A 10205-nucleotide genomic window follows, 5' to 3' on the forward strand; every position below is an offset into this window, starting at 1 on the left:
TTGGTCAGCGGGAGCGGTTCATCGACCTGCGGCCGTCAACTGGCGCGGCGGTGCCAGCCCCGATCGCCGTCATCTCCGCGAAGGCGGGAATCCATAAAGGCCGCGTCCGCTTCTCTCGTGAGAAGCAGGATGTCTGGATCTCCGCCTGTCGGGGATGACGATGGATGCGCCCAATGGCGGACGGGCGCGCTGCGGGCTATGCGTGCGTGATGGAGCAGCAAGGCGCATCCGGAACCGGCGATCAGTCAACGACTAAGCCGATCGAGGTGTCAACGCTCGTTCGTGCGCTGGAAGCCTCTTGGGATCATCTTACCGCTTTTCGCGGCGACACCCGTGCGGGCAATCCCGCCTTTGGCCAATGCTATCCGACATCGCGTGTCGTCCAGTGGTTCTACCCTGAATATGAGATAGCCAAAGGAGAGATTTGGACCGGGGCCAGCCTTGAGGAGCATTACTGGAACGTCCGCCGGGTGCACGGGGAAGACGAGTTCCTCGACCTCAGTTGGCGCCAATTCCCGAGCGGTTCAACGATCCGAGGCTTCTCACTTCTCGATCGTCAGGCGCCAGGTGACAGCGTGAGGGCAAAGGACCGGTGCGCGCTGCTGCTTGGTCGCGTTTTATTCTACCTCTCGAGGCATTCGAAAGACTCGCCGTCGTAGAGGGGGGGGCAATAACGGTCATTGAAGGAAGGAGAACGAGCTGCCGAAACCGGCCGTTCGTTCAGCGCGAGCTTTCCCGCTTCTCCGTCTCCGAATGCCCGTTTTGGGGAAGAGCAATCGGGAACAGGTTTCGGGAAAGCTCAACCTGCTGTCCGGCCATCTGCGTTCATCGGCACCGATCGTCCCGCTACGGGTTCCCAACCGGGAAAGTCTGTAAACGGGAGCGGCCGGCTTCAGCCGTTGAGGTTGAATGATCTTCGTTTCGCGGAATCGCTCAGCGCGGAATGTAAGCACGCGCATCCACAAGGCTGTATCCGGGTGTTTCGCGCACGCACTGCTGCAACAACGTCAAGTGGCCCGCTCCGATGAACACGACCATGCGGTCTCCCGGCTTGGTGGCTTGCAACAGCTTTGCACAAATGCCCAGATTGCGGCGATACCAGGTTGCCGTCACCTCCAAACCCGGCTGCTCGTCGCCGGAGCCTAGTTTCAACAGCTCGCGATAGAGACCGTGCGTGCCATCTGCTGAAACCGGATCGTTCAGTAGTTGCAGGGTCGCAGCAATTCCCTCGGTCCTCAGCGCGCGTTCCTGAGCCGCGACATTCTGGTCACTGACGGTTGTGATACGATCGATAATGGGTTGCTTTCCGTGCGACTGTGCAAAGGCAACTGCCGGTTCGAACGGGAGGCTTGCCGGTATGTCGAGGCCGTGCACCGCGTCCAACTTTGCGGATTTTGCAAGCGCGAAGCCGAGTTGCACCGTTTCGTCGCGGCTCGCGGGCAGTGCTCCTTCCTTGTATTTCGCATAAGCAGTCGATGCCGCGTCCTCGCGCCATTCCACCCCGACAGCGGTCGGCGAGAAGCGCGACAGCGCTCGAACAATCGCGGTGATTTCGCGCTGGCGCTTCGGTGCGAGAACATCGTCCACGGCGAGATTCCGATAGTCCAGCCCTGGATTGGCGAAGTGCATCGTGCCGACGATCATGACCTGCGTGGGGGGCGGCGCTTCACTTCGCTGCTTCGCCGGCAACGGGGACGTCAGCGTCAGTGCCGCGATACCTACGATCGAGTGAAAAACCTTCATCGCGGTGTTCCAACCTGTATTACCTATGTAATACAGCTAGCAACCGATCGGCGGGGGCACAAGCTGGATCGCTGATCGTGAGTGCGAGGAACGTCCCATCTTCCCTAAGTACCATGGTTTTTGGGAAGCGCAGCTAGGTTCAGGGGCGGCTATGCAGGTCGGGGTTCCCGAAGGCCGCCGTCGCGCTTTCCTCCCAATAACAGCCATTCACGATCGCTCTAGCAGCGGGCGAACGCGGGCGCGTAACCTCGGGCGGTTCGATGGAAGGAGCGCATCGTTGAGGGTCGAGGAATTGAGCGACGCAGAGCTTGCGATGCGGCCGCATCGGGTGCGGGGGCCGGTTGCGCGGGCGCTGCTTGATTGCGGGGCGATCGTTCCGGCGCGGGCCGTTGCTTACGCGCCGGACGGCGCCGATGCGCAGCGGGACTTGGAACGCGCGCGGCGGTTGGGGTTGGTCAAATGGACGACCGATGGGCGCTGCTGGTATGATCTTCGCGCCTTTTATGCGGTGCAGGCGCGGACGGAGCGCACGCGGGTGATGATCGCGATCCCGCTTGCGCTCATCGTGGCGGCGGTGGCGGTGTCCTTTTACCCCGCTTAGGCAGTGGCCGGGTGATACCCCGCGCTCAGGCGGCGAGTTCCTTTAGCGGGGTCGCGGCGTCCGCCAGCCGCGCCGGGTCGGGGGTGGCGGCGGTTTCGACGAGCTTTCGGCCCTGGACGTAATCCTTGACGGCGTTGACGCAGTCGAGCGCGATCACGCGGCCGGCCTTGAGGTAGATGATCGAAAAGCTGCGCGTGGCGGGGTCGCCGCGCAGCACGGTGGCGTCGTGGCCGATCGAGAGGCCGACGGTCTGGAGCTTCAGGTCGTACTGGTTGGACCAGAACCACGGGACGGCGTGATAGGCGGCGTCCTGGCCGGCGATCGTTTTTGCCACGACATTGGCCTGATCGTTGGCGTTCTGCACCGATTCGAGCCGGATCTCGGCACCGTCGGCGAACCCATTGGCGTGGAGCGCGCAGTCGCCGATCGCGAAGACGTCCGCGAGGCTGGTGCGGCATTGCGCGTCGACGGCGACGCCGTTGCCGCCGGTCGCGCCGGCGGCGAGCAGCGGCTCTACCGCGGGGACGATGCCGATGCCGACGATGACGAGTTGGGCAGGAATGACGCTGCCGTCGGCGAGGCGCACGCCGCTGGCCTTGCCGTCTTCGCCGACGATGCAGTCGACCGCCGCGCTGAGGCGCACGTCGACGCCGTGCGCGCGATGCTCCGCCTCGTAGAAGCGCGACAGGTCAGGGCCGGCGACGCGCGCGAGGACGCGGTCGAGCGCCTCGAGCAGCACGACGTGCTTGCCGAACTTGGCGAGGACGGCGGCGGCCTCCAGCCCGATATAGCCGCCGCCGATGACCACCGCCTGGGTGACGCCGGGCAGCTCGGCCATCATGCGATCGGCGTCGGCGCGGGTACGCACGGTGTGGACGCCGGCGAGATCGTTGCCGGCGCACGAGAGGCGGCGCGGGCTGCCGCCGGTGGCCCAGATCAGGTGGCGGTAGCCGATCGTTTGGCCGTCAGCGGTAGTGACGGTGTGCGCGGCGGGGTCGACGGCGGTGACTTCGCGGCCGAGGAGCATGGCGACGCCCCGTTCCTGCCAGAAGCTTTCGGGGCGGATCAGGAGGCGATCGAACGTCTTGTCGCCGGCGAGATATTCCTTGGACAGGGGCGGACGCTCGTAGGGGAGCTCGGGCTCGGCGCCGATCACTGCGATCGTCCCGTCGACCTTCGCCTGGCGCAGCGCGATGGCGGCCTGTGCGCCGCCGTGGCCCGCGCCGACGATCACCACATCGTAGCTGCTCATTCGTCCTCCCCGCGATATGTTCGTGCCGGTTCCTGCGTCGGCGGGCGCGCAAGGGCAAGCGAAACGCGCTTGACAGCGCGACGCTGCTTGTGTACAAAACAGGAACATCGAGAAAGTGCAGGCGCGGTTGGGCAGCGCCGCCAGCCTCGATGAGCCGACGGGCCGGTGAGCGCGGGGGGACGGACCCCTGCCGCTCCCGGCCCGTCGGCGTTTGGGGGCCTGGCGGATGGCGGGTCCTTCACGAGAAAGCGGGCGGAGAGGCGCGATGGCTATTGGCATGGCGGAGGGGATCGTGCGCCTGGGCGGGACGGGCGCGCGGGGCAGCGTGACGGGTGCAGCGGCGCAGCGCCGGGCTTGCGGCGGCGACGGGGTCGGCAAAGGAGCCAGGCGGGGGGATGCGGGCGGATCGGGAGAGACGGTGACGGCGGCGCCGCGGGGGCGGTCAGCGGCTGGCCGCCCTCGCGCGGCCCGCGATCCTGCGGTGGGGGACGCGTGCGCGTCTGGCGCGATGGAGGATGCAAGGGCGCGGCGTGAGGACGGTGCGCCGCGCGGCCGCCGCATCGCTGGCGGGGCGAAGCGGCCGCGTCAGACGCGCGTCGCGTTCGGATCGATCGACGGGGCCGGCGCGGCGGCGCTGGGGGATGAGGCCGGCGCGGCGCTGGGCGGTGTGGTGGGGCGCGACGAGCCACTGCGCGGCACCGAGCGGATCGCGGGGCATACCACCCGGCTGCGGCAGCTGCGCTTTGCCAAGGTGCTGGCGGAAACGTGCAACGTGGCGGCGGCAGCCGCGGCGGCGGGGCGGACGCTGGCGACGGTGCATCGCTGGCGCAGCGTCGATGCGGCCTTTGCCGCGGCGTGGGACGAGGCGCTGGCGATCGGATACGACCGGCTGGAAAATGCGCTGCTGGTCTATGCGATCGGCAAGGTCGATGGCGTCGCCGCTGGGGCGGCGGGGGCGAGCATCAGCAACGGCGACCTGCAACTGGCGGTCGGCATGTTGCAGCGGCATCGCGCTGCGACAAGCGGGCGGCGCGGCCAGACGCTGCCAGTGAGGATGCCGACCGAGGCGGAGAGCGACGCCGCGCTGAAGCGCGCGCTGGACGGGCTGGCGCGGCGGGGGGCGCCGTCATGAGCGACGATCCGCTGATGCGGCTCGCGCTGCTGCCGCCGGACGAGCGCGACCGGGTGATCGCCACGCTGTCGATGCCGATGAAGGTGGAGCTGGCGGGGCGCTGGCACACCTTCGCGCATGGGGGACAATATGAGCCGGAGCATGCGTGGCGCGTGTGGCTGGTCCGCGCGGGGCGCGGGTTTGGCAAGACGCGTGCGGGGGCGGAATGGGTCAATGGTGTGGCGCGCACCCGTCCCGAGGCGCGGATCGCGCTGGTCGGGGCGACGGCGGAGGAGGCGCGGCGCGTGATGGTGGAGGGGCCGAGCGGTGTGCTCGCCACCGCGCGGCTCGACATGCGGCCGGCCTGGGCGGCGAGCAAGGGCGAGGTGCGCTGGCCGGGCGGGGCGATCGCCACCGTCTATTCGGCGGATTCGCCCGAGGGGCTGCGCGGGCCGGAACATCATGCCGCCTGGTGCGACGAACTGGGCAAGTGGCGGCGCGGCGAGGCGGCGTGGGACAATCTGATGATGACGATGCGGCTCGGGAAGCAGCCGCAGGTGATGGTGACGACGACGCCGCGATCGACCGTGCTGATGCGGCGCGTGATGGCGTTGCCGGGACTGTACCAGACGACTGGGCAGACGGGGGATAACGTCCATCTGCCAGCGGCGTTCGTCGAGGCAATGACGGAGACGTATGGCGGGACGGCGCTGGGCCGGCAGGAGCTGGACGGCGAGATGATCGAGACGGTCGCGGGCGCGCTGTGGACGCGCGCGACAATCGAGGCGTGCCGGATCGCGGCGGCGCCGGTGCTGGTGCGCGTGGTGGTGGGGGTCGATCCGCCGGCGGGCGTGGGCGGCGACGCTTGCGGGATCGTCGCGGCGGGGCTGGACGCGGCGGGGAGCGGGCATGTGATCGAGGATGCGAGCGTGACCGGCGCGACGCCCGAGGGCTGGGCGCGCGCCGTCGCGGGCTGTGCCGCGCGGCATGGCGCCGACCGGGTGGTGGCGGAGGCCAATCAGGGCGGCGAGATGGTGCGATCGGTGCTCCATGCCGCCGACACCGGGCTGCCGGTGGCGCTGGTCCATGCCAGCCGCGGGAAGGTGGCGCGCGCGGAGCCGGTGGCGGCGCTCTACGAAGCGGGGCGGGTGCGGCATGCGGGCGTGTTCCCGATGCTGGAGGACGAGCTGTGCGGGCTGGTGGTCGGCGGCGGTTATGAGGGGCCGGGGCGGTCGCCGGATCGCGCGGATGCGCTGGTTTGGGCGCTGAGCGAGCTGATGCTGGGGCGGCGTGGGGCGGCGGCGGTGCGGGCGTTGTGATGGGCGGGCGACGGGCGTTGCGAGCGATCGGCTGACGGCGGTGCGCGGGAGCGTTGGATCCCGGCGCGGGCCGGGGTGACGGTGAGTTGGGGCTGCGCTGCGCTGAGGTGCGCTGCGTCTGATTGGCGAGCGGCGGTGTTCGCGGAGGGTTGGATCCCGGCTCAAGGCCGGGATGACGGGAGTGGTGTGGCTGGTTCGTGCCTTTCGTCATGCCGGGCTGGTCCCGGCATCCACGGGGCCGCGTGTTCGCTGGCTTGAGCGTGTGAGGCACGGTGGACCCCGGCACGGGGCCGGGGTGACGATGCGGGTGGGGCGGCTGGCGTGCTGCCTTGGTCATGCCGGGCTTGTCCCGGCTTCCACGGTGCCGCGCGCTCGCTGGCTTGAGCGTTTGCGGCGCGGTGGACCCCGGCACGAGGCCGGGGTGACGATGGTGGGTGGGGCGGCCGGCGTGCCTCCTCATTGGGCCGGGCTCGTTCGGGGTTTCAGGGGCGCCGCGTGCTTGCCGGCGTCGGTGGGGGGTTGGCGGGTCCGCTCGGGACGCCGGAAAATTCGGGAGAGGTGATCATGAGATGGTTCGGCTTGAAGGCCGGGCGCGAGGGGGCGCGTCCGGCGCTTTCGCGTGGCGGGATGGCGACGGTGGCGCAGGGGGAATGGCCGTCTGGTTACGATGCGCAGGTGCGCGCGGGGTATCTCGGCAATGCGGTGGCGCAGCGGGCGGTGCGGCTGGTGGCGGAGGCGGTGGGATCGGCGCCGCTCGACGCGAGCGATCCGGCGCTGCTGGCGCTGGTGACGGCGCGCGCCGGCGGCGGGCGGCTGGCGGAGGTGGTGGCGGCGCAGGTGCTGCTGCACGGCAACGCCTTTATCCAGCTGCTGCGCGACGAGACGGGCAAGGTGGCGGAGCTGTATCCGCTCCGGCCCGAGCGGGTCGGCGTGGTGCTGGACGCCAGCGGCTGGGCGGCGGGCTATCGCTACACGGTGGGCGGGCGGGTGAGCGAGATCGCGCCCGATGCGGTGATCCATGTGCGCGGCTTTCATCCGCTCGACGATCATTACGGGCTGGGGTGCCTGGGCGCGGCGTCGGGGGCGATCGCGGTGCACAATGCCGCGGGACGGTGGAACAAGGCGCTGCTGGACAATGCGGCGCGGCCGTCGGGGGCGTTGGTCTATGATCCGGGCGACGGATCGGCGCTGTCGGCCGAGCAGTTCGGGCGGCTGCGCGAGGAGATGGAGGCGGGGTTCGCCGGCGCGGGCAATGCCGGGCGGCCGATGCTGCTGGAGGGGGGCCTCAAGTGGCAGGCGCTGAGCCTGTCGCCGGCCGACATGGATTTCGTGGGGCTGAAATCGGCGGCGGCGCGCGAGATCGCGCTGGCGTTCGGCGTGCCGCCGATGCTGCTCGGACTGCCGGGCGACGCGACCTACGCCAATTATCGCGAGGCGAACCGGGCGCTGTGGCGGCTGACCGTGCTGCCGCTGGCGGATGCGGTGTTCGGGGCGCTGGCGGCGGGGCTGCGCGAGTGGTTCCCAGAGGGGCGGATCGAGATCGATCCCGATCGCGTGCCGGCGCTGGTGGAGGATCGCGAGCGGCTGTGGGCGATGGTGTCCGCAGCCGATTTCATTTCCGCCGACGAGAAGCGGCAGATGGTGGGGTGGGCGCAATGACAGGGTCAGTTTTAGCGCAGCTGCTCGCGCAGGGGAGCGCGGGCGGGGCGGACATGGCGACGCTGCGCGCGATCGCCGAGGAGGCGGGCGAGCTGGGTGCGACGCGGGCGATGACGCGGCTGGGGCTGGCGGACGATGCGGCCTCGCGTGACCTCGCCGAATTGCGCGAGCTGCTGACCGCGTGGCGCGATGCCAAGCGCAGCGCGTGGAAGGCGTTCGCCGGCTGGGTGGCGGCGCTGCTGCTTGCCGTCTTGGCGGTGAAGCTGGGGTTTGGGGAGTGGGTGAAATGAGCCTGCGTATTCAGGGCTATGCCGCGGTGTTCGACCGGGTCGACCGGGCGGGCGATGTGTTTCGCAGCGGTGTGTTCGCCGATGCGATGCCGGTGCCGCTGCTCATGCAGCACGGCGGGGCGCCGGTGGGGGAGATCTGGGCGATCGGGGAGGATGCGCGCGGGCTGTGGATCGAGGCGTGCGTGCATGATGACGAGGTGGCGCGGATGGTGCGCGCCGGGGGGCTGCGCGGGCTGTCGGTCGGCTATCGCGCGACGATTTTGCGGCAGGGGGTTTGGCGCGAGGTGCTGCGCGCCAGCCTTGCCGAAGTGAGCCTGGTGGCCGTGCCGATGCAGGCGGCGGCGCGGGTGGAGACGATCATCGAAATCTGAAGGGTGCGCGCCCGTGGTGGGTGCAGCTCTCCGGCCCGAGCGGCCGGGGAGGGTTTTCGCGTGGGAGAAGAACATGGGTGAGATGATGGTGGCACGGCCGGTGCTGGATGGCGCGTCGGCGATGCCCGGCGCGGGCCGGGATGCGGCGTTCGGGGCGTTCGTGCGCAGCGGCGCCGTGCTGGAGATGAAGGCGTTTTCCGGCCTGACGGGCGACAGCGGCGGCTATGCCGTGCCAAAGGAACTGGACGCGGTGATCGACGCGACGCTGAAGGCGGCCTCGCCGATCCGCGCCATCGCCAATGTCGTGCAGGTCGGCAGCGCGGGCTATCGCAAGCTGGTGACGACGGGCGGCACGCCGTCGGGTTGGGCGGCCGAGACGGGCGACCGGAGCGAAACGGCGACGCCCAGCTTCGTCGAGATCGCGCCGCCGATGGGCGAGTTGTTCGCCAACCCGTCGGCGACGCAGGCGATGCTGGATGACGCGCATTTCGACGTCGAGGATTGGCTGGCGAGCGAGATCGCGGCGGAGTTCGCCAAGGCGGAAGGCGCGGCGTTCGTGAACGGCAACGGGATCAACCGGCCCAAGGGCTTCGTTCAGCAGCCGACCGCCGCGTCGGGCGATGCGGTGCGGCCGTTCGGCACGCTGCAGCATATCCTGTCGGGCGCAGCGGGCGATTTCGGCAGCAATCCGCAGGAGCGGCTGATCGACCTGGTCCAGTCGCTGCGCGCGCCGTATCGGCAGGGCGCGGTGTTCGTGATGAACGCGGCGACGCTGGCACGCATCCGCAAGTTCAAGACGAGCGACGGCGCGTTCGTGTGGCAGCCGAGCCTGGCGGCGGGGCAGCCGGCGACGCTGCTCGGCTATCCGGTGGTTGAGGCGGAGGACATGCCCGACATGGCGGCGAACACGCTGTCGATCGCGTTCGGCAACTTCAAGGCAGGCTATCTGATCGCCGAGCGCGCCGAGACCGCGATCCTGCGCGATCCCTACACCAGGAAGCCGTTCGTCAGCTTCTACGCCACGAAGCGCGTCGGTGGCTGCGTGTCGAACAGCGAGGCGATCAAGGTGATGAAGTTCGCCGCGTCGTGATCCTTGCCCCCCTCCCGTGCGCGCGGGAGGGGCGTGTCGATGTTGAGGGGAGAGGATCATGACGGTTTCGGGGGTGTCGCCCGCCGCGATCGCCGCGGCGGTGGCGGAGGCGCGCGGCTTTCTGCGGCTGGAGGGGGCGGCGGAAGAGGCGTTGCTGGCGCGGCTGGCGGCGAGCGCGATCGCGCTGGCGGAGGCGTTCACCGGCACGCTGCTGGTGACGCGGACGGTGGAGGATGTGCTGCCGGCCGGGACCAGCGCGTGGCAATTGCTGGCGGCGATGCCGGTGGCGGCGATCAACGGGGTGACCGGCCTCCCGGCGGAGGGGGCGCCGTTCGTGCTGCCGCCGGACGCTTATGCGGTCGACGTCGACGGTGATGCGCGCGGCTGGGTGCGGGTGATCGCGCCGGGTGCGGCGGGGCGCGTGGCGGTGAGCTACACCGCCGGACTGGCGGCGGACTGGGCGGCGCTGCCGCCGCCGCTGGCGCAGGGCGTCGCGATGCTTGTCGCGCATTTGTTCAACGATCGCGATGGGGGCCGCGCGCCGCCGGCGGCGGTGGCGGCGCTGTGGCGGCCGTATCGGCGCATGCGGCTGATGGCGGAGGCGCGACGGTGAGTGGCGTGGATCCGGGCACGGCGTTGCAGGCGGCGCTGGTCGCGGCGGTCGGCGCTGTCGTGACGGCGTTCGATGCGCCGCCGGTGCGCGCGGCGCTGCCGCATGCGGTGGTGGAGGATGCGGTGCTGGCGCGCTGGGGCGGGGCGGGGATCGACG

At 70.1% G+C, this 10205-nt stretch carries 11 protein-coding genes; 9 read left to right on the top strand and 2 right to left on the bottom strand.

Annotated elements, in window-relative coordinates; translation table 11 throughout:
* Nucleotides 1-173: 173 nt before the first annotated feature.
* A complete protein-coding gene (locus tag SPDO_RS15515) occupies nucleotides 174-659 on the top strand; it encodes a YunG family protein (RefSeq protein WP_088368439.1) in 486 nt (161 codons plus the stop codon).
* Nucleotides 660-933: 274 nt separating this feature from the next.
* On the opposite strand, the gene SPDO_RS15520 is transcribed toward SPDO_RS15515, so the two are convergent.
* Nucleotides 934-1743, bottom strand: a complete 810-nt coding sequence (locus SPDO_RS15520) for a DUF5694 domain-containing protein (protein ID WP_088368440.1) — start codon at nucleotides 1741-1743, stop codon at nucleotides 934-936.
* 277 nt (nucleotides 1744-2020) lie between these two features.
* Between SPDO_RS15520 and SPDO_RS15525 the strand changes: the two genes are divergently transcribed.
* Nucleotides 2021-2344, top strand: a complete 324-nt coding sequence (locus SPDO_RS15525) for a hypothetical protein (protein ID WP_143559678.1) — start codon at nucleotides 2021-2023, stop codon at nucleotides 2342-2344.
* A 25-nt stretch (nucleotides 2345-2369) separates the two neighbouring features.
* On the opposite strand, the gene SPDO_RS15530 is transcribed toward SPDO_RS15525, so the two are convergent.
* Entirely contained in the window at nucleotides 2370-3596 is a 1227-nt protein-coding gene (locus tag SPDO_RS15530; protein ID WP_088368442.1) for an NAD(P)/FAD-dependent oxidoreductase, read from the bottom strand.
* A gap of 265 nt (nucleotides 3597-3861) precedes the next feature.
* On the opposite strand from SPDO_RS15530, the gene SPDO_RS15535 reads away from it, so the two are divergent.
* The 7 genes from SPDO_RS15535 (at nucleotide 3862) to SPDO_RS15565 (ending at nucleotide 10049) form a co-directional block, all read left to right on the top strand.
* Nucleotides 3862-4728: a hypothetical protein gene (locus SPDO_RS15535; protein WP_143559679.1), complete on the top strand. Its 867-nt coding sequence runs from the start codon at nucleotides 3862-3864 to the stop codon at nucleotides 4726-4728.
* Nucleotides 4725-6026 carry a DNA-packaging protein gene (locus tag SPDO_RS15540; protein ID WP_088368444.1) on the top strand — a complete coding sequence of 434 codons (1302 nt, stop codon included), beginning with the start codon at nucleotides 4725-4727 and terminating at the stop codon, nucleotides 6024-6026. The genes SPDO_RS15535 and SPDO_RS15540 overlap by 4 nt, the downstream gene beginning before the upstream one ends.
* Nucleotides 6027-6590: 564 nt before the next feature.
* Complete coding sequence (locus SPDO_RS15545) at nucleotides 6591-7685, top strand: phage portal protein (RefSeq protein ID WP_088368447.1); 1095 nt, start codon at nucleotides 6591-6593, stop codon at nucleotides 7683-7685.
* Complete coding sequence (locus tag SPDO_RS15550; protein WP_088368449.1) at nucleotides 7682-7975, top strand: DUF6127 family protein; 294 nt, start codon at nucleotides 7682-7684, stop codon at nucleotides 7973-7975. Before SPDO_RS15545 ends, SPDO_RS15550 begins: the two co-directional genes overlap by 4 nt.
* Nucleotides 7972-8346 carry an HK97 family phage prohead protease gene (locus SPDO_RS15555; protein ID WP_211280108.1) on the top strand — a complete coding sequence of 125 codons (375 nt, stop codon included), beginning with the start codon at nucleotides 7972-7974 and terminating at the stop codon, nucleotides 8344-8346. The genes SPDO_RS15550 and SPDO_RS15555 overlap by 4 nt, the downstream gene beginning before the upstream one ends.
* 73 nt (nucleotides 8347-8419) lie before the next feature.
* Complete coding sequence (locus SPDO_RS15560; RefSeq protein WP_425441965.1) at nucleotides 8420-9436, top strand: phage major capsid protein; 1017 nt, start codon at nucleotides 8420-8422, stop codon at nucleotides 9434-9436.
* 58 nt (nucleotides 9437-9494) lie between these two features.
* The gene (locus SPDO_RS15565) at nucleotides 9495-10049 is read left to right on the top strand and encodes a head-tail connector protein (protein ID WP_088368445.1); all 555 of its coding nucleotides are present in this window, start codon (nucleotides 9495-9497) and stop codon (nucleotides 10047-10049) included.
* The last annotated feature ends 156 nt before the right edge of the window (nucleotides 10050-10205 follow it).

Origin of the sequence: Sphingomonas dokdonensis, from assembly GCF_002197685.1 — a bacterium.
GTDB lineage: Bacteria > Pseudomonadota > Alphaproteobacteria > Sphingomonadales > Sphingomonadaceae > Sphingomonas > Sphingomonas dokdonensis.

Bases quoted from the DNA above. Each gene is read 5' to 3' on its own strand.
- SPDO_RS15540 (WP_088368444.1), top strand. From the start codon at position 4,725: ATGAGCGACGATCCGCTGATGCGGCTCGCGCTGCTGCCGCCGGACGAG.
- SPDO_RS15550 (WP_088368449.1), top strand. From the start codon at position 7,682: ATGACAGGGTCAGTTTTAGCGCAGCTGCTCGCGCAGGGGAGCGCGGGC.
- SPDO_RS15520 (WP_088368440.1), bottom strand. From the start codon at position 1,743: ATGAAGGTTTTTCACTCGATCGTAGGTATCGCGGCACTGACGCTGACG.
- SPDO_RS15560 (WP_425441965.1), top strand. From the start codon at position 8,420: ATGGGTGAGATGATGGTGGCACGGCCGGTGCTGGATGGCGCGTCGGCG.
- SPDO_RS15530 (WP_088368442.1), bottom strand. From the start codon at position 3,596: ATGAGCAGCTACGATGTGGTGATCGTCGGCGCGGGCCACGGCGGCGCA.
- SPDO_RS15515 (WP_088368439.1), top strand. From the start codon at position 174: ATGGCGGACGGGCGCGCTGCGGGCTATGCGTGCGTGATGGAGCAGCAA.
- SPDO_RS15555 (WP_211280108.1), top strand. From the start codon at position 7,972: ATGAGCCTGCGTATTCAGGGCTATGCCGCGGTGTTCGACCGGGTCGAC.
- SPDO_RS15565 (WP_088368445.1), top strand. From the start codon at position 9,495: ATGACGGTTTCGGGGGTGTCGCCCGCCGCGATCGCCGCGGCGGTGGCG.
- SPDO_RS15545 (WP_088368447.1), top strand. From the start codon at position 6,591: ATGAGATGGTTCGGCTTGAAGGCCGGGCGCGAGGGGGCGCGTCCGGCG.
- SPDO_RS15535 (WP_143559679.1), top strand. From the start codon at position 3,862: ATGGCTATTGGCATGGCGGAGGGGATCGTGCGCCTGGGCGGGACGGGC.